Raw genomic sequence first — 17,137 nt, forward strand, 5'->3', positions numbered from 1 at the left:
CGTGATAAACTTGCGCGGTTTTCTGCCCGCTCATCCGTTGAGGTACTTCTGAACACGCCGGCACAGCTCTCATTGCCACTCTATTTACCCGATGATGAAACCTTCGCCAGTTTCTGGCCGGGGGAAAACACGTCTCTGCTGGCGGCGCTGCAAGGCGCACTCTCTCAGCAACACGGTAGCTATCTCTATTTCTGGTCGCGCGAAGGCGGTGGCCGTAGTCATCTGCTGCATGCCGCCTGTGCGGAGCTCTCGGCGCGCGGCGAAGCGGTGGGCTATGTGCCGCTGGATAAGCGCACCTGGTTTGTGCCGGAAGTTCTGGAAGGCATGGAGAATCTGGCGCTGGTGTGCATTGATAATATCGAGTGCATCGCGGGCGATCCGGAGTGGGAAATGGCGATCTTTGATCTCTACAATCGTATTCTGGAAATCGGTAAAACGCGTTTGCTGATAACCGGCGATCGACCGCCGCGTCAGCTCAATCTCGGCTTACCGGATCTGGCTTCACGTCTCGACTGGGGACAGATTTATCGTTTGCAGCCGCTCTCGGATGACGACAAATTACAGGCGATGCAGCTGCGTGCCGGATTGCGTGGTTTTGAGTTGCCGGAAGATGTCGGGCGCTTCCTGTTGAAACGCCTCGACCGTGAGATGCGCACGCTGTTTGATACGCTGGATCGTCTCGATCGCGCCTCCATCAGCGCCCAGCGCAAACTCACCATTCCTTTTGTTAAAGAAGCGCTGGAGCTTTAGATAATCTCCAGCACCGCTTCGGGTGGACGACCAATACGCGCCTGTTCGCCATTGATCACAATCGGGCGTTCGATCAGTTTCGGATGATCCACCATCGCTTGCAGCAGATGAGCCTCGCTTAACGCGCTATCCGCTAAAGCCAACTCTTGATACAAGTCCTCTTTACGCCGCATCAGTTCGCGCGCGCTGTGCATGCCGAGCTGTTTCAACAGACGTTTTAGCGTGGGGACATCGGGCGGCGTCTCAAGATAAAGCACCACATCGGGCTCGATACCTCGCTCCTGCAACAGCGCCAGCGTTTCGCGGCTCTTGCTGCAGCGCGGGTTGTGATAAATGCTGACCATCTTCTTATCCTTTTTGATAAACCTTAAAACGCTTTTGCAGTTCACGGAACTGGTCGATACGTGCGTCATAGCGCGCTTGTTTCAGGCTGCCGAGCGGCACCTGCGCGCTGGCGCTGCTCAAGGTGGAGATCGCCTGATCGAGCTGGCCGTTAAGCGCCAAACCTTCCGCGCGCGCCGAAAGTTCTTCATCGCGCAAACCCTGCGCCGCAGAGGCCTGCGCCAGCAGATCAAAGGCGTTAACATCGTCTGGATGGGCAAAGGTGTAGCGATTAAGGATGCGGCTGGCGTTGGCGGGCTGCTTTGCTTCGACATAGGCATTAGCCAGATTCAACTGCAATACCGGATTGCTGCTGCTGCCTTTGGCGCTGCTGAGCATGGCGATCGCCTGCTGCGGCTGATTCAGGCCGATGTCGATATCGGTCATGATATCGAGGAACCAGACGTTATCCGGCTGTTTCGCCAGCAGCGGGGCGATCACCCGTTTGGCGCTATCAAAGCTTTTAGCCTGCAGGAACTGTATCGCTTTGCCGTACTGCGCCGCCTGCTGCTCGCGCACGTTGCCTTTGGCGTATTCGTTCAGCAGGTCATCAGTTAGCTGATTGCGGCCAGTGGCGTACATGCCGAGCGAGCGCACTTTCGCCATGTAGAAATCCTGCGACGACTGCACCACCACCGGACGCATCTGGTTGGCGCGGTTACGCGCATCGGCAAGTCGGCTGTCGGGTAACGGGTGCGTCAGCAAAATTTCCGGCGGCTTGGAGGAGAAGCGGCTCTGATCCGCCAGCTTCTGCAGAAAAGTCGGCATCGCTTGCGGATCGAATCCAGCGCGTTGCAGAACCTGAATACCGATGCGGTCAGCTTCCTGCTCGTTGCCCTGGGTAAAGCTGATAATGCCTTGCTGCGCACCCGCCAGCGTACCGGTCAACGCCGCCATGCCGGCTTGCGGGCTGGCCATTGCCAGCAGAATCGATCCCAATGCGCCGACCCAGGTCAGCGGCGCATTACGTCGCTGCTCTTCCATGGCGCGCGCCAGATGGCGCTGCGTGACGTGCGAGATTTCGTGCGCCATCACCGACGCCAGCTGGCTTTCGTTATCGGTATAGCGGAACAGCGATGAATGCAGCACCACGTTGCCGCCAAAAAAGGCGAAGGCGTTGAGTTCGTCGTTCTGGATCAAAAAGAAGTGGAACGGCGTGCGCACCGAGTTGGCATGCGCCACCAGTCGCTGACCGAGCTCATTAATGTATTGATTCAACAGCGGGTCGTTAATCAGAGGCGCACTGGCGCGCAGCTGGCGCACGTAGAAGTCGCCCATCTGCAGTTCCTGATTAATCGAAAGCGTTGAACCTGCTGTGGTGCCCATGTCGGGCAGCGTATCACTAACGTCAGCGCGCGCACTCAGCGCAGGCGTCAGCAGCAGCGTAGGAATAAGGGCCGCCAGCACTGATTTTTTCAACCGGTTAAACATGCCTTGATCCTGTAAAAGTCACCCGAAATTGGACAGGTAAGTGGTTCAAATGTTCTGCACTATTTTTCCCTTTGCGGAACGCGCTCTATCTTAACCAGACTGCGGCGACAAGCAAACGATGAAGATTCATGCGCTTTAAATGAAAAAAGGGTTACAGCATGACGAAATTGCAGCAAAAAATTGAATAGCACGCCGCGATTTAAACAGGCTTCTTCACTCGTAAAAGTTAAAGTTACGTAAAGTTGCTCAAAATTATTGAATTTGGCATGAACTTTTCCAGGTTTACTCTGAAAAGCGGCGGCAAATGAGCGGTGTTGGCCCGCTTTATCCATCAGCGTTTTTAATCGTGAAGGCGACGCGCAGAGCATGCTACACAGTTATCATCGGACGGATTTTAAACGCACGTAAACTTATTCCCCCTGTATTAGGATAACAATTTCACGGCCACGCATTTCTCAACTCCTGCCAAAGCGACAATCGAAACCCTTTTTCAATTAACCTTGCTAATTATTTTTCACGCAATGAAAACGTCGGACAGCCCGTCACTACAGGACTTTTGCCTTGCTCACGCTGTGGTATAGATAAGGCACTTTATTCAAACGGACTGTGAATTGACGCGCAGTGTAAGCCGGAGAGTTTTTATGCGTTCTGTAGTTTCATACGCCCTTATCGCAATTGTCGGTGGCTTTGTTGGCGCCACCGTGAGTAAAGGTGATGACCTGTATCAGCGTGTTGTCAGCCATTTCTCCTCTGCACCCGCCGATCCCGACGGCTTCTGGAGCACGCCCGCCGTCGACGGCTACGGCAAAATCCATTACGAACCGGATGCGGCTTTCAAACCGGTGGTCGGTTTAAGCAACAAAGTGGTGTTTCAAATTACCCGCAGTGAAGGGGAGATGACGCGCCCAAATCTTGGATTGGAGCGCGTAGCGCGCGTGGTCAATCTCTATATCGCTTCGGGCGTGCCCGCTGACGACCTGCACTTTGTGGTATCGGTCACCGGTGATGCCACGCCAGCGATGCTGGATAACGCACATTTCCAGCAGTTCTACCAAGCGGACAACCCCAATCTGGCGCTGATCGGCGCACTGAATAAGTTGGGCGTGAAGGTTTCCGTATGCGATCAGTCGGTGGCGTTCCATCACTTCCCGAGAGAGTGGATTGACCCATCGGTGATTCATGCACTCTCCAGCCCGACGACCGTGTCGACGCTGGAAAATCAGGGTTATGCACTCTTACAGATGTAAATTTCAGGCACAGGAGAAGTGAAATGCGTCCAGCATCCTATATCGTTATTGCGGCTCTGGCAGGGTTTGTCGGCGGCAATGTATTACAGCTCCCCGATTTGGTCGACAAGGTTAGCGACAAATTTGCTGACAAGAAAAGTGAACCGGCTGATTTCTGGAGCACGCCGGCGATCTACGGTTACGGCAAAATCCACTTTGTGAATGTGCCGGACTACAATCCGGCCACCACGCCAGGGTTGAGCAATAAAATCGTCTTCCAGATCAACCGTAATGAAGGCGATGTGCGTCAGCCGAACCTTGGGCTGGAGCGCGTGGCACGCGTCACCAACCTCTATTACGCGGCGGGCGTACCGCTCGATCAGCTGAAATTTGTGGTGTCGATTAACAGCGATGCGGTTCCTGCGGCGTTGAATAATGAGCAATTCCGCAAAACCTACGGCACCGATAACCCCAATCTCAAGCTGATTGATGAGTTGAAAAAAGCTGGCGTGAAGGTGACCATTTGCGATCAGTCGGTGGCTTTCCATCAGCTGGAGCGCAACTGGATCGATACGCGCGTCACCCACACGCTGTCGAGCGGCACCACCGTGGCGTCGCTGCAGAACGAAGGTTACGCCTTCCTGATGCTCTGATTTCTGCCTGACAGCAGTTCGCGCTGCTGTCATCCCGCTGTCATTTATCCGCGATGTTGCTGTCACAGTTCGCCGCTACTTTAAGCGCCAATGAGATCGATCTCATTGGCACTTTACGAGGCGAACATGTCCGATTTAATCAGCGTGGCCAAACTGGCTGGCGTTTCTCGCGCTACCGCCGCCCGCGCATTCTCTGATCCGCATCTGCTGCGGGCTGACACGCTGGAAAAGGTGTTGAGCGCCTCTGAGCAGCTCGGCTTTCGCCCCAATCACATTGCCCGCCAACTGCGTACCCAAAGTTCAACCACCTTCGGCGTGCTGCTGCCGTCGCTGCTGAATCCGATCTTCGCCCGTCAACTGCAAGCGATGGAGCGTCAGGCGCGTGCCGCCGGTTACGGTCTGCTGGTGGCAACCAGCGATTATCAGCCCGAGCGGGAAGCGGCGATGGTGGAGCACATGCTGAACCAGCGCGTTGCCGGTTTGGTTCTTACCGTCGCCGACGCCGACAACAGCGCCATCCTGCATACGCTGCATCAAGCCAGCATGCCGTTTGTCCTGACGCATAACGTGCCGCAAGCCACGCACTGGCCCGCGATTTGCGTCGATAACCGCCAGGCGATGCAGCAAGCCACCGAACATCTGCTGCAGCTCGGACATCGCCACATCGGTATGGTGGCCGGTCCTATGCTGCAATCGGATCGCGCCCGTCTGCGCTATCAGGGCTATTGCGATGCCATGCAGCAGGCCGGATTGCGCGCGCTGCCGGTACTCGAAATGCCCAGCCATACCCAATCTGATTTCGCGCTGCTGCAGCCGCAGCTGAGTGGCGACACGCCGCTCAGCGCGGTGATCTGCACCAACGATCTGCTCGCCATCAGCCTGATTGGTGCTGCGGCGCGCGCCGGAGTGCGCATTCCGCAGCAGCTGTCGGTGATGGGTTTTGATGGCATCGATATCGGCGAGCAGATCGCGCCGTCGCTGGCGAGCGTAAGCCAGCCAGCTGACATGCTCGGCGCCGGGGCGATCGACATGCTGTTACAACAAGCCAGCCGCGGCACGCGCGTGCTGCCACATCGATTAAGGCTCGGCGCCAGTATCGCCGCGCCAGCAACCTCTTTTTCTTCCATTGCCAATATCAGGGAACCATCATGAAAAAAGTCACAATGATTGCCGGGGCGCTCGCACTGTCCGCCGGTTCGCTGTTCAGTTCGCTGGCGCAGGCCGCCGATACGGCGATTTGCTACAACTGTCCTCCCGAATGGGCGGACTGGGGAACCCAGCTTAACGCTATTGCTAAAGACACTGGCATTCAGGTGCCGCAGGACAATAAAAACTCCGGCCAGGCGCTGGCGCAGCTGGTGGCGGAGCAGGGCAATCCGGTGGCAGATGTGGTGTATTACGGCGTCAGTTTTGGCATCCAGGCGGATAGCGCCGGTGTCATCAGCGCCTATAAGCCCGCGCATTGGGACGAGATCCCAGCGGGAATGAAAGATCCCGACGGCAAATGGGTGGCGCTGCACTCCGGCACCATGGGCTTTATGGTTAACCTTGATGCGCTGGGCGGCGCGCCGGTGCCGCAATCCTGGGACGATCTGCTGAAGCCTGAATACAAAGGCATGATCGGCTACCTCGATCCGGCTAGCGCCTTTGTCGGTTACGTGGCGGCCGTGGCGGTCAACCAGGCGAAGGGCGGCAACATGCAGGACTTCACACCCGCGCTGACATGGTTCAAAAAACTCCAGGCTAACCAGCCGATCGTACCGAAGCAGACCGCCTACGCGCGCCTGATCTCCGGTGAGATTCCGATCCTGCTCGACTACGACTTCAACGCCTACCGCGCCAAATATAAAGATCACGCCAATGTCGCCTTTGTGATCCCGAAAGAGGGCACGGTTACGGTGCCGTACGTCATCAGCCTGGTGAAGAACGCGCCGCACGCAGACAACGGCAAGAAAGTGATCGACTACGTATTGTCGGATAAAGGTCAGGCGATTTGGGCTAATGCCTTCCTGCGTCCGGTACGCACCTCGGCGATGTCCGCTGACGCTAAGAAATTCTTCCTGCCAGACAGCGACTATGCGCGTGCGCAAACCGTGAACTATCAGCAGATGGCCGATGCGCAGAAGGCCTTCTCGGCGACATACCTGAGCGAGATGCGTTAATGTCGATGGCTGACACGCTGGCGGCCTCGCGCCGCCAGATACCGACGCAACCGGGCAGCCGCTGGTTGTGGCTGACGCTGCCCGCGCTGCTGTTCTTTTGCGCTTTCTGGCTGCTGCCGTTTGCCCGCCTGCTGCAAATCGGCATGCAGAACGATCGCAGCACCCAGCACAGCGGTTACTGGACGGTGATCACGCAGCCGCACTATCTGCTGAGCCTGCTGAACACCGTGCTGCTGTCGCTGGCGGTGACGCTGGTGACGTTACTCATCGCCGCTATCGTCGGCTGCTTTCTGGCACGCCAGCGCTTTGCCGGGCGCGGCACCTTGCTGGCGTTGCTGACCTTTCCGCTGGCGTTTCCCGGCGTGGTGGTGGGTTTTCTGGTGGTGATGCTGGCTGGACGTCAGGGATTGCTGGCGCAAATCAGCATGAGTTTGCTGCATGAACGCTGGACGTTGGCCTATTCGCTGGCGGGCCTGTTTATCGGTTACCTCTATTTCTCACTGCCGCGCGCCATCCTCACGCTGGTAGCAGCCAGTGAAAAACTCGATCGCTCGCTGGAAGAAGCAGCGCGTTCGCTCGGTGCCAGCCAGTGGCGCATCACCTGGGACGTGATTGTGCCCGGCCTGCAACCGGCGCTGCTCTCTACCGGCGCGCTGTGCTTCGCTACCAGCATGGGCGCTTTTGGCACCGCCTTTACGCTCGGCACCGATTTGGCGGTGCTACCACTGACCATTTACGGCGAGTTCACCAACTACGCCAACTTCGCCACCGCCGCGGCGCTGTCAGTGTTGATGGGCGGATTCGCCTGGCTGGCGCTGATGCTGGCGCGCCGTCTGGCGCAGGCTAAGGAGGCGCAATCATGAAACGTCGTGGACTGTTTAGCCTGCAACTGCTGATCACCGCCATCACCGCGCTGTTTATGATCGTGCCGGTGGTGCTGTCGATGCTGGCGGGCGTCACCAATAACTATTTCATCGGCCTGCGCAGCGGCTTCACGCTGAAGTGGGTGGAGCAAGTGTGGCAGATGTACGCCGATACTTTCTGGCTGTCGCTGCTGGTCGCGCTGTTCTGCCTGCTGGTTACCTTGGTGATTGGCGTTCCCGCTGCGTGGGGATTGCTGAAAGCGCCGGGCCGCTGGGCGGCGCGTATTGAAGAGTGCTTGATGCTGCCGGTGGCGCTGCCCGGTCTGGCAACCGCGCTCGGCATCATTCTGCTCTACGGCCAGTTTTCCGGCTTGCGTGATAGCTGGCTGTTCATCCTGATTGGTCACGTGCTGTTTACCTTGCCGTTTATGATGCGGCCAGTGCTGGCGGTGATGCAGGCGGTGGATATGCCGCGCCTGGAAGAAGCCTCGGCCAGCCTCGGTGCCAGCTTGTGGCAGCGCTTCTTTACCGTGGTGGTGCCAAACTGCCGCAACGGCATTCTTGCTGGCGCGTTTATGGTGATCACGCTGTCGGTGGGTGAATTCAACATTACATGGATGCTGCACACGCCGCTGACCAAAACCTTGCCGGTTGGCCTTGCCGACAGCTATGCCTCAATGCGGCTGGAAGTGGGCTCCGCCTACACGCTGATTTTCATTCTGATGATTCTGCCGCTGCTGCTGATGCTCAATGCCGTGAATCACTGGCTTAACCGCGCGGTTTCGCGCCAACACAAGGAGGTAGCATGAACCCTGCGGCCGTTACCGTGACGCTGCGCGGCTGCGCACGTCACTTTAATCATCATCAGGCGCTGCAACCGCTTGATCTCACGGTGCATGCCGGCGAAACGCTGGTGCTGCTGGGGCCGTCCGGCTGCGGCAAAACCACTACGCTGCGCATTATCAGCGGGCTGGAGAGCTGCGATGTCGGCGGCGAAGTGTGGTTTGACGATCGCAACGTTACCGCTTTACCGATTGAAAAACGCAACGTCGGCATGGTGTTCCAGAACTACGCGCTGTTCCCGAATCTCAATGTGGCCGGGAACGTAGCGTACGGCCTGAAAGTGCAGGGCGTGGCGCGTGCCGAACGGGAAGCGCGCGTACAGGAGATGCTGGCGCTGGTGGATCTCACCGCGCTGGCGCAGCGTAGCATCGACAAACTCTCCGGCGGCCAGAAGCAGCGTGTGGCGCTGGCGCGCGCGTTAGCCGCGCAGCCCAAAGTGCTGCTGTTTGATGAGCCGCTGGCGGCGCTGGATGCGCGCCTGCGCGATCGTCTGCGTCTGGAGATCGGCGCGCTACTGAAGAAGCTGGCGATCACCGCCGTTTACGTAACGCACGATCAGCAGGAAGCGATGGCGCTCGGCGACCGTATTGCGGTGATGGAGCAGGGACGTTTGGTGCAGATCGATACGCCGCAGAAAATTTATCAGCATCCGGCGTCAAAATTTGTCGCCGATTTTGTGGGCGCGATTAACTGCGTAGATGTGGATACACGCGGCCATCCGCAGCGCTTTTGCCGCCCGGAAGATGTACTGCTGGCCAGCGATGAGCGTTATCCGCGCCAGGGTTTTATTGTTGCCAGCACCTTTCTGGGCGCGTCGCAGCGGTTGATGATCGACATCGGGCTGGCGACGCCCATTCAGGTGGATCGCCACGCGCGTGAAGCCTGGCATGCCGGACAAGCGGTGAGCTGGACGCTGGCGCAGGACGCCGCGCTGCAGTTTTCTTAATTGGCCCGGTCGCCATAAATGGCGACCGCCGCGCTTAAACATCCAAAGGAAAAAATTCGTGTCTGAAACAATGACGCTCATCGCGCAAATCAGCGATTTACACATTAAGGCCAACGGCCGTTTATCCTACAAAAAAGTCGACACTCAAGCCGCGCTACTGCAGGTGATTGAGACGCTAAACCGCCTTGCGCCGCGCCCCGACATGGTGGTGATTACCGGCGATCTGGTCGATTTCGGCACCGCGGCAGAGTATCAAACGTTAAAGCAGGCGCTGCGCCAACTGCAGCTGCCGTTTCTGCTGATGCCGGGTAACCACGACGATCGCCAGGCGCTGCGTGCGGCGTTTCCGGATCATCACTATCTGCAGCACGGAGCAACCCTGAACTGGCAGATGCAGGTGAAAGGCGTGCAGCTGCTGGCGCTCGATTCCAGCGTGCCACAGCAGCCGTGGGGCTATGTGGATGAAGAGCAGCTGCGCTGGCTTGATGAGCAGTTGCAGCGCCAGCCGCAGTTGCCGACGCTGGTGATGCTGCATCATCCGCCGTTTCTTTGCGGCATCGAACATATGGATAACCAGCCGCTGCGCAATCCGGCGGCGCTGGCGGCGATTATCCAGCGCCATCCACAGGTGGAACGCGTGCTGAGCGGCCATCTGCACCGCTCGGTGCAGGCGCGCTTTGCCGGTACGCTGGCGTGCGTGGCGCCGGGTGTATCGCATCAGGTGGCGTTTGATCTCGCGGAAAATGCACCGGCGAATTTTGTGCTGGAGCCGCCCGGTTTTCTGCTGCATCGCTGGCATGCGCAGCAGGGCATGAGCACGCATTTGTGTGCTATCGGCGATTATCCCGGTCCGTGGCCGTTTTACGATGCCAACGGTTTGATCGATTAGCGCCAGCGTAGAGAAAGAATTGTGTGTGGCTGACAGGATGCTTCGTGCTCAATTTGCGTTGTGGGTGTACAATCGCCCGTTAGCTCACCAGGGCAAGTGCATCCAACTATAACAAGACTGTCAGGCACACATATCGATGAATCTATTCACTAAGGTCGTTGCGCTATGCTAACGCGCCTGCGGCCAAAAACTGACCTGCGCACGCTGATCGCGCTGTTGGCGATCACCAGCATCGTCATCACACTTGCCAACACGCTGTACGCCACCTGGCGCGTACAACGTATGGTCCTGATCGAAAGCACCCTCGAAGCCAATCGCGCTTACGCCACTAAACTGGCGGCGACGACGGAGGTCTTCTTTCAGCTGGCTCAGTCGCAGCTGCACTACAGCGCGACGCAGCTGGGCAATGATTTTGATGATGCCGATTTGGCGCAGCAGGAAGTCAATCGCCTGCGTGAGCAAACTAATAGCTTTAACTCGGTGGCGGTGGTGGACAGCAACGGCATCGTGAAAGCCATTTCACCCGAATCGCTGATGCTGAAAGGCATGCAGCTCACCAGCCAGGCTTCGCGTGAAGCGCTGGCGCAGCGTCAGCCGATGGTCAGCAAACCCAGCATCTCCGCCGCCAATAATCTGATTGTGTTTGTCTCCTGGCCGATCTGGAGCAAAGACGGACGTTACCTTGGCTACGTCGGCGGCACCATCTATCTGAAGAAGAAAAGCATCCTCAACGCGCTGCTCGGCGAGCAGTTCTATCGCGATGGCACGCATGTTTACGTGCTGGATCGCAATAATCAGGTGCTGTACCACCAGAATACCCAGCTGATTGGTAAAAGCGTGCCGGGCATCGTTAGCGATCGCCAACGCGAGGAGAAAACCAACGGTGAAGTGCAACTGACGGAAGAGAACGTGCCTAAGCTGGCCGGTTACGCCATCGTACCCACCACCGGCTGGATGGTGGTGGCGTTGAAACCCACCGATGTGACGCTGGCGCCGCTCACCGGCTTGCTGCTGAAAGTGTTGAAAAACTCGGTGCCATTTGCGCTGCTGACCTTGCTGGTGGCGGTGATTCTGGCGCGTCTGATTGCGCTGCCGCTGTGGCAACTGGCGCGCAAAGCCAGCCAGATGGATTCCCAGGGCGTGTCGAACGAGATTGGCGGCATTCGCGCCTGGTATTTCGAAGCGGCGCAGGTCAAACGCGCGCTGCTCACCGGTATTGGTTTAGTGCAGGATAAGATTGGTCGCCTGAAATCGGAAGTGCAGAGCGATCCCATGACCAATCTGCTTAACCGTCGAGGCCTGAGCGCGGTGCTCGACTACTTCGCCACCATGCGCCAACCGTTCTCGGTGCTGGCGCTGGATATCGATCATTTCAAACGGGTCAACGATACCTTCGGTCATGATGTCGGCGATGAGGTGATTAAACATGTGGCGCGAACCTTACGCAGCAGCGCCCGTCAAACCGATGTGGTGTGCCGTAACGGCGGGGAAGAGTTCCTGATGTTGCTGCCTGCGACGTCGGTGGAAGACGCACGCATTCTGGCCGAGCGCGTGCGCATCAGCATTGCAGAAAACTGGATTGATCAGGTTGGCAATGTCACGCTGTCGGTGGGCATTGCCGACTGGCAGCCGGAAAGTGGTTCGCAGGAGCAGAGCCTCAAGCAAGCCGATGCCGCGCTTTATCAGGCGAAAAATGCTGGACGCAACTGCGTGATGATCTCCGGTCAGGATGCGTTGGTCAGCAGCATTACGCATTAACGCTCCGGGTGCGGCCTGCGCACCCGTTTACCTCAGGCTGACTTCAGATAATCCAGCACGATGTCGTGGTGATTGGAGGTTTTGAAATCGTCGAACACTTTCTCAATTTTGCCGTTGGCATCAATAAGGAAGCTGATGCGGTGAATGCCGTCATAGGTTTTACCCATAAAGGTTTTCTCGCCCCAGACGCCAAACTGCTCGCACACCTGATGATCTTCATCCGATAAGAGCGTGAAGTTCAGCAGCTCTTTATCGGCAAAGCGTGACAGCTTCTCCGCTTTGTCGGTGCTGATACCCAGCACAACAACGCCCTCAGTTTTCAACTCATCCATGTTGTCGCGCAGACCGCAAGCCTGCACGGTGCAACCCGGCGTCATGGCTTTCGGATAGAAATAGACCAGAACGCGCTGTCCCTGGAAGTCGGCCAAATTTACTTGTTCGCCGTCCTGATCGGGCAAACTAAATTTCGGTGCGGTATCACCGGCTTTCAGTGGATTCATCACAACTCTCCATTTTTTTACATGCTGTGGGTAATACACCATCAAGAGCAAAAGTGCCAGGTGGTGTTTACCGTCAGGGTTATTTCACCACACGGTTTGCCGCAGCGGCAGAGTGTGTGGCGAAATAACCCGGAGCCTGATTAAACGGTGCTATTAGCATCGTCGGTGACACTATAAAGACGAATTGAGCCTTGTGCATGCAGTTCTTCGCACAGCTGATTGAAAGCCTGCTCGATGGGCGCACTGAATTGATTGGCCGGGCTGTGCGCCGTTATTTGAATATAGAGCGTCGGTGCCACGTCATCCTGCGCCGGTTTAATTCTGGACACCAGTTCGGCAATATTCATCTGATGTTTATCGAACAGATCGGTGAAGCGCTCAATGATGTGCGGTGAATCCGGCACTTCGATTTGCACCCATACGGTGGCGGGCATCGGTGGCGTGGCGCGCGCATTGGTGCGCTTCATTACAATCAGCAACTCCAGCTCGGCACCTTTCATCGGCAGCGTCGATTCAATCAGGGTTATCGCGTTCCAGCTACCGGACAGCAGCATGATAAAAGTGAACTCATCGCCCAGCATCGCTAAACGGCTGTCCTCGATGTTGCAGCCGCAGCTGCTGACGTGGCGGGTGATGGTATTGACGATACCCGGACGATCAACGCCCAGTGCGGTGATCACCAGATGGTGAGGCTGTGACTGCGACAAAATGGCATTTCCTGTACGTTCGCTAATAACTATAAGGTAAACATAAAAAAAACTGCTGACAAGCGCGGGAATGGCGTGGCTCGCTTGCTTTTCTTTCAATGTAAAACGTAACATGAGGCACTTGTTTGTCGAGGGGATAGCCCATGTTCACCGGAAGTATTGTTGCGCTCATTACGCCAATGAATGAAAAAGGTAATGTCTGCCGCGAAAGTTTGAAAAAACTGATTGATTATCATGTTGCCAGCGGCACCGCGGCGATTGTTTCTGTTGGCACCACCGGCGAATCAGCCACGCTCAGCCATGACGAGCACGGTGATGTGGTTATGCAAACCCTGGAACTGGCGGATGGCCGTATTCCGGTTATAGCCGGCACCGGCGCAAATGCCACGGCTGAAGGCATCTCTCTGACCAAACGCTTTACCGGCAGCGGTGTGGTGGGCTGTTTAACGGTCACGCCTTATTACAACCGTCCGACGCAGGAAGGTCTGTTCCAGCACTTTAAAGCTATTGCGGAAAGTACCGATCTGCCGCAGATGCTGTATAACGTTCCTTCGCGTACCGGTTGCGACATGCTGCCGGAAACCGTCGCGCGCTTGGCCGAAATTAAAAATATTATCGGAATCAAAGAGGCCACCGGGAACTTATCGCGTGTCTCACAGATCCAAGAGCTGGTTAATGATGAGTTCATCATCGTCAGCGGCGATGACGCTACGGCGCTGGACTCCATGCAACTGGGCGGCAAAGGCGTAATTTCGGTCACGGCTAACATTGCAGCGCGTGAAATGGTTGAACTCTGTGCCTTAGCGCAACAGGGCAAATTCGCCGAAGCGCGTCGCCTGAATCAGCGTCTGATGCACCTGCACCAGACGCTTTTCTGTGAACCCAATCCAATCCCGGTGAAATGGGCAGCAAAACAGCTAGGATTAATCGCGGATGACACGCTGCGCTTGCCAATGACGCCACTGACCGAAGCTGGTCAGACGAAAACGGCGCAAGCGTTGATTAAAGCGGGTCTGCGATAATTTAGGGAGAATCAATGAGTTATTCAGTTAAGCGCTCGACGCTGGCAACGGTAGTGGGCCTTTCCACCCTGATGCTGCTCACAGCGTGTTCCAACGATCAGCGTTATAAGCGCCAGGTCAGCGGGGATGAATCTTACCTGCAGGCGCCTGAGCTGCATGATTTAAAAGCCCCCGCGGGCATGATTCTGCCGTTGCAGAATGGGGATTACGATGTTCCGCACAGCGTGGCGAAAGGCGCGGTTGGTAAAGAGCTGGATATTCGTCCGCCAGCCCAGCCGCTGGCGCTGCTGAACGGCACGCGTGCGCAGTTCACCGGTAATACGGGCGTGCTGGCAGTGGAAAGCAGTCGCGGTTCTATCTGGTCGCAGGTTGTGGGTGTGATTCAGTCTTACAAGTTCCCGATTGCCCAGCGTGATGACGCTTCGCAACAGCTGACCACCGATTGGGTGCAGTGGAACCGTGCTGACGAAGATAACCAGTATCGCGGTCGCTATCAGATCAGCGTGCAGAATCAGAGCTATCAGCAAGTGCTGACCGTACGTTTGCTGGAACTGCAGCAGTCTGGTCAAGCCGTTACTTCTCCGGCACAGATTCAACGCTATACCGGCCAGATGTTGAACGACATCAGCACCGGTCTGGATAAAGTCGATTCTGCCAGCCAGGATGCGGCGGCCAACCGTGCCACCGGACAGATTGATGTGCAGAGCGGCGCGGATGACACCGGTTTACCGCTGTTGATTCTGCGCGCACCGTTTAACGTCACCTGGCAGCGTTTGCCAGCGGCGCTGAAACGCGTGGGCATGGAAATCACGGATGACAACCGTTCGCAGGGCAGCCTGAAAGTGACCTACAAACAGCCGGGCAGCGGCGTGTGGGATCAGATTGGCGCCAAAGATCCAGAACTGCCAAACGGCGATTACAAGTTGCAGGTTGGCGATCTGGATAACCGCAGCAGTCTGCAGTTCATCGATCCGAAAGGTCACGTGCTAACCCAGGCGCAGAACGACGCGCTGGTGCAGGTGATTCAAGGTGCGCTGAAATAAATTGCCAAAGGGCCGGAGATTCTCCGGCCTTTTTGTTTTGGATTTGGCATAATAGCGCCCGGCGAAGTAAACGATTGCGTCACGCAATCGGCGCGCGGTGAAACACCGCTGAACACGGGTTCTTTCATGTTTGGAGTTAACAAGATGCAAAAGCGAGCTGAGTTGTATCGCGGTAAAGCGAAAACCGTATACAGCACCGATAATCCGGATCTGCTGGTACTTGAATTCCGCAACGATACGTCAGCAGGAGACGGTGCACGAATCGAGCAGTTTGATCGCAAAGGAATGGTAAACAACAAGTTTAACCATTTCATCATGACCAAATTGCAGGAAGCGGGCATTCCGACCCAGATGGAAGCGCTGCTGTCAGATAACGAAGCGCTGGTGAAAAAGCTGGAGATGGTGCCGGTGGAGTGCGTGGTGCGCAACCGAGCGGCAGGATCGCTGGTAAAACGTCTGGGTGTGGAAGAGGGCATTGTGCTCAATCCACCGCTGTTTGATCTCTTCCTGAAAGATGACGCCAAACACGACCCGATGGTCAACGAATCCTATTGCGAAACCTTCGGCTGGGTGAGCAAAGCGAATCTGGCACGCATGCAAGAGCTGACCTTCAAAGCCAATGATGTGCTGAGTAAACTGTTTGATGACGCAGGTTTGATCCTGGTCGACTTCAAGCTGGAGTTTGGTCTGTTTAACGGCGAAGTGGTGCTGGGTGATGAGTTCTCGCCAGATGGCGCGCGTCTGTGGGACAAAAACACCCTGGATAAAATGGACAAAGACCGTTTCCGTCAGAGCCTTGGCGGCTTGGTTGAAGCGTACGAAGAAGTTGCACAGCGTTTGGGTGTGAAGCTGGATTAAGTCCTGTTTGCACCGGCCCGTAGCGGCGCGATTTATCGCGCTCTATTACGGTCGGTGCACCTTCCAGACATTGCGCGATAAATCGCGCCGCTACAAATTCCTTCCTCCTTTATCACACCATTTCTCTCATTCTTGCCGTGCTGTCACTACAACACTGGTGCTTACCGCTGCCGCCAACTAAAATCATGCCAAACATGTTTAAAGGAGTTAGACCATGCGCTGGCAAGGGCGTCGTGAAAGCGACAATGTAGAAGATCGACGCAATGATTCACCTGGCCTTGGCGGCGGCGGGGGACGGCAAATCCGCATTCCACGCGGCAAAGGCGGCCTTATCTTGCTGGTGGTGGTCGCTGTTGCCGGCTATTACGGCTACGACCTCACCGCGTTATTGGAAGGCGGCGGCGGCAGTGTCGCGCCAACGTCGCAGCAGCGTCAGGTAAACACCGCGCAGAGTAACGAAGATGCCAAATTCACCTCGGTGATTCTGGCAACCACCGAAGATACCTGGAGCAAGCTGTTCCAGCAGATGAACAAACAGTATGTGCCGCCGAAGCTGGTGATGTATCGCGGGGCAACGCGCACCAACTGCGGCACTGGCCAATCGGCGATGGGGCCGTTTTACTGTCCTGCCGATCAAACCGTGTATATCGATTTGTCATTCTACGATGACATGAAAACCAAACTCGGTGCCGGTGGCGACTTTGCGCAAGGCTACGTGATTGCGCATGAAGTGGGGCATCACGTACAAAAGCTGCTGGGCATTGAGCCAAAAGTGCGTCAGATGCAGCAGGGCGCGAGCCAGGCGCAGGCGAATCAGCTGTCGGTGAAAATGGAGCTGCAGGCGGATTGCTTCGCCGGCGTTTGGGGCCATTACATGGAGCAGCAAAACGTTCTGGAAGTGGGCGATCTGCAGGAAGCACTCAACGCAGCTGAAGCGATTGGCGACGATCGTCTGCAGCAGAAAGGTCAGGGCCGCGTAGTGCCGGATAGCTTCACCCATGGCACCTCTCAGCAGCGTTACACCTGGCTGAAACGCGGTTTCGATAGCGGCGATCCCGGCCAGTGCAACACCTTCGCTAGCAAGTGATCTCCCTGGTTGAACAAA

General features: G+C 56.6%; 19 protein-coding genes. 14 read left to right on the forward strand and 5 right to left on the reverse strand.

What is annotated here, in order from left to right; translation table 11 throughout:
- Positions 1-48 precede the first annotated feature (48 nt).
- Positions 49-750, forward strand: a complete 702-nt coding sequence (gene hda / locus IB226_RS00590) for a DnaA inactivator Hda (protein ID WP_036649513.1) — start codon at positions 49-51, stop codon at positions 748-750.
- Here the strand turns inward: hda and arsC are convergent.
- From arsC to IB226_RS00605, 3 genes are read right to left on the reverse strand one after another with little or no spacing between them, the layout of a single operon-like run.
- Entirely contained in the window at positions 747-1,094 is a 348-nt protein-coding gene (arsC, locus tag IB226_RS00595) for an arsenate reductase (glutaredoxin) (protein WP_192233029.1), read from the reverse strand. The genes hda and arsC overlap by 4 nt on opposite strands.
- Positions 1,095-1,098: 4 nt before the next feature.
- Positions 1,099-2,562: a M48 family metallopeptidase gene (locus IB226_RS00600; RefSeq protein ID WP_192233031.1), complete on the reverse strand. Its 1,464-nt coding sequence runs from the start codon at positions 2,560-2,562 to the stop codon at positions 1,099-1,101.
- A 59-nt stretch (positions 2,563-2,621) separates the two neighbouring features.
- Positions 2,622-2,894 carry a hypothetical protein gene (locus tag IB226_RS00605; RefSeq protein ID WP_192233033.1) on the reverse strand — a complete coding sequence of 91 codons (273 nt, stop codon included), beginning with the start codon at positions 2,892-2,894 and terminating at the stop codon, positions 2,622-2,624.
- A gap of 309 nt (positions 2,895-3,203) precedes the next feature.
- On the opposite strand from IB226_RS00605, the gene IB226_RS00610 reads away from it, so the two are divergent.
- From IB226_RS00610 to IB226_RS00650, 9 genes are all read left to right on the forward strand, one after another.
- Positions 3,204-3,809, forward strand: coding sequence for a DsrE family protein (locus IB226_RS00610; protein ID WP_101763514.1), 606 nt, complete (start codon positions 3,204-3,206; stop codon positions 3,807-3,809).
- A 23-nt stretch (positions 3,810-3,832) separates the two neighbouring features.
- Entirely contained in the window at positions 3,833-4,441 is a 609-nt protein-coding gene (locus tag IB226_RS00615; protein ID WP_192233035.1) for a DsrE family protein, read from the forward strand.
- A 126-nt stretch (positions 4,442-4,567) separates the two neighbouring features.
- Positions 4,568-5,593 carry a substrate-binding domain-containing protein gene (locus tag IB226_RS00620; protein ID WP_192233037.1) on the forward strand — a complete coding sequence of 342 codons (1,026 nt, stop codon included), beginning with the start codon at positions 4,568-4,570 and terminating at the stop codon, positions 5,591-5,593.
- Positions 5,590-6,603 (forward strand): ABC transporter substrate-binding protein, encoded by a 1,014-nt coding sequence (locus IB226_RS00625; RefSeq protein WP_192233039.1) that lies wholly within the window; start codon positions 5,590-5,592, stop codon positions 6,601-6,603. Before IB226_RS00620 ends, IB226_RS00625 begins: the two co-directional genes overlap by 4 nt.
- On the forward strand, positions 6,603-7,466 hold the full coding sequence (locus tag IB226_RS00630) for an ABC transporter permease (RefSeq protein ID WP_192233041.1): 864 nt from the start codon (positions 6,603-6,605) through the stop codon (positions 7,464-7,466). The genes IB226_RS00625 and IB226_RS00630 overlap by 1 nt, the downstream gene beginning before the upstream one ends.
- Complete coding sequence (locus IB226_RS00635; protein WP_192233043.1) at positions 7,463-8,275, forward strand: ABC transporter permease; 813 nt, start codon at positions 7,463-7,465, stop codon at positions 8,273-8,275. Before IB226_RS00630 ends, IB226_RS00635 begins: the two co-directional genes overlap by 4 nt.
- Positions 8,272-9,255 (forward strand): ABC transporter ATP-binding protein, encoded by a 984-nt coding sequence (locus IB226_RS00640; RefSeq protein WP_192233045.1) that lies wholly within the window; start codon positions 8,272-8,274, stop codon positions 9,253-9,255. Before IB226_RS00635 ends, IB226_RS00640 begins: the two co-directional genes overlap by 4 nt.
- A 70-nt stretch (positions 9,256-9,325) precedes the next feature.
- Complete coding sequence (locus IB226_RS00645) at positions 9,326-10,144, forward strand: phosphodiesterase (protein ID WP_225608171.1); 819 nt, start codon at positions 9,326-9,328, stop codon at positions 10,142-10,144.
- Positions 10,145-10,309: 165 nt separating this feature from the next.
- A complete protein-coding gene (locus tag IB226_RS00650) occupies positions 10,310-11,902 on the forward strand; it encodes a sensor domain-containing diguanylate cyclase (protein WP_101763522.1) in 1,593 nt (530 codons plus the stop codon).
- A 32-nt stretch (positions 11,903-11,934) separates the two neighbouring features.
- Here IB226_RS00650 and bcp read toward each other — a convergent pair whose 3' ends face one another.
- Both bcp and IB226_RS00660 read right to left on the reverse strand, forming a co-directional pair.
- Complete coding sequence (gene bcp, locus IB226_RS00655; RefSeq protein WP_192233049.1) at positions 11,935-12,402, reverse strand: thioredoxin-dependent thiol peroxidase; 468 nt, start codon at positions 12,400-12,402, stop codon at positions 11,935-11,937.
- Positions 12,403-12,542: 140 nt separating this feature from the next.
- A complete protein-coding gene (locus tag IB226_RS00660) occupies positions 12,543-13,109 on the reverse strand; it encodes a glycine cleavage system transcriptional repressor (protein WP_217548954.1) in 567 nt (188 codons plus the stop codon).
- Positions 13,110-13,252: 143 nt separating this feature from the next.
- Here IB226_RS00660 and dapA point away from each other — a divergent pair, with 143 nt between their 5' ends.
- The 4 genes from dapA to IB226_RS00680 all read left to right on the forward strand — a co-directional run bounded on the left by dapA (position 13,253) and on the right by IB226_RS00680 (position 17,119).
- Positions 13,253-14,131, forward strand: coding sequence for a 4-hydroxy-tetrahydrodipicolinate synthase (dapA, locus tag IB226_RS00665; protein WP_101763525.1), 879 nt, complete (start codon positions 13,253-13,255; stop codon positions 14,129-14,131).
- Positions 14,132-14,145: 14 nt separating this feature from the next.
- Positions 14,146-15,174, forward strand: coding sequence for an outer membrane protein assembly factor BamC (bamC, locus tag IB226_RS00670; protein WP_101763526.1), 1,029 nt, complete (start codon positions 14,146-14,148; stop codon positions 15,172-15,174).
- Positions 15,175-15,318: 144 nt separating this feature from the next.
- Positions 15,319-16,032: a phosphoribosylaminoimidazolesuccinocarboxamide synthase gene (gene purC / locus IB226_RS00675; RefSeq protein WP_097097668.1), complete on the forward strand. Its 714-nt coding sequence runs from the start codon at positions 15,319-15,321 to the stop codon at positions 16,030-16,032.
- Positions 16,033-16,246: 214 nt separating this feature from the next.
- The gene (locus tag IB226_RS00680; RefSeq protein ID WP_192233053.1) at positions 16,247-17,119 is read left to right on the forward strand and encodes a neutral zinc metallopeptidase; all 873 of its coding nucleotides are present in this window, start codon (positions 16,247-16,249) and stop codon (positions 17,117-17,119) included.
- Positions 17,120-17,137: the final 18 nt, after the last annotated feature.

Origin of the sequence: Pantoea sp. PNT03, assembly GCF_014852515.1 — a bacterium.
Taxonomy (GTDB): Bacteria; Pseudomonadota; Gammaproteobacteria; order Enterobacterales; family Enterobacteriaceae; genus Pantoea; species Pantoea leporis.

What these genes read in the sequence shown, in the direction of transcription:
- arsC (WP_192233029.1), bottom strand. Translation starts at nt 1,094, where the DNA reads ATGGTCAGCATTTATCACAACCCGCGCTGCAGCAAGAGCCGCGAAACG.
- IB226_RS00600 (WP_192233031.1), bottom strand. Translation starts at nt 2,562, where the DNA reads ATGTTTAACCGGTTGAAAAAATCAGTGCTGGCGGCCCTTATTCCTACG.
- IB226_RS00605 (WP_192233033.1), bottom strand. Translation starts at nt 2,894, where the DNA reads ATGGATAAAGCGGGCCAACACCGCTCATTTGCCGCCGCTTTTCAGAGT.
- IB226_RS00610 (WP_101763514.1), top strand. Translation starts at nt 3,204, where the DNA reads ATGCGTTCTGTAGTTTCATACGCCCTTATCGCAATTGTCGGTGGCTTT.
- IB226_RS00615 (WP_192233035.1), top strand. Translation starts at nt 3,833, where the DNA reads ATGCGTCCAGCATCCTATATCGTTATTGCGGCTCTGGCAGGGTTTGTC.
- IB226_RS00620 (WP_192233037.1), top strand. Translation starts at nt 4,568, where the DNA reads ATGTCCGATTTAATCAGCGTGGCCAAACTGGCTGGCGTTTCTCGCGCT.
- IB226_RS00625 (WP_192233039.1), top strand. Translation starts at nt 5,590, where the DNA reads ATGAAAAAAGTCACAATGATTGCCGGGGCGCTCGCACTGTCCGCCGGT.
- IB226_RS00630 (WP_192233041.1), top strand. Translation starts at nt 6,603, where the DNA reads ATGTCGATGGCTGACACGCTGGCGGCCTCGCGCCGCCAGATACCGACG.
- IB226_RS00635 (WP_192233043.1), top strand. Translation starts at nt 7,463, where the DNA reads ATGAAACGTCGTGGACTGTTTAGCCTGCAACTGCTGATCACCGCCATC.
- IB226_RS00640 (WP_192233045.1), top strand. Translation starts at nt 8,272, where the DNA reads ATGAACCCTGCGGCCGTTACCGTGACGCTGCGCGGCTGCGCACGTCAC.
- IB226_RS00645 (WP_225608171.1), top strand. Translation starts at nt 9,326, where the DNA reads ATGACGCTCATCGCGCAAATCAGCGATTTACACATTAAGGCCAACGGC.
- IB226_RS00650 (WP_101763522.1), top strand. Translation starts at nt 10,310, where the DNA reads ATGCTAACGCGCCTGCGGCCAAAAACTGACCTGCGCACGCTGATCGCG.
- bcp (WP_192233049.1), bottom strand. Translation starts at nt 12,402, where the DNA reads ATGAATCCACTGAAAGCCGGTGATACCGCACCGAAATTTAGTTTGCCC.
- dapA (WP_101763525.1), top strand. Translation starts at nt 13,253, where the DNA reads ATGTTCACCGGAAGTATTGTTGCGCTCATTACGCCAATGAATGAAAAA.
- bamC (WP_101763526.1), top strand. Translation starts at nt 14,146, where the DNA reads ATGAGTTATTCAGTTAAGCGCTCGACGCTGGCAACGGTAGTGGGCCTT.
- purC (WP_097097668.1), top strand. Translation starts at nt 15,319, where the DNA reads ATGCAAAAGCGAGCTGAGTTGTATCGCGGTAAAGCGAAAACCGTATAC.
- IB226_RS00680 (WP_192233053.1), top strand. Translation starts at nt 16,247, where the DNA reads ATGCGCTGGCAAGGGCGTCGTGAAAGCGACAATGTAGAAGATCGACGC.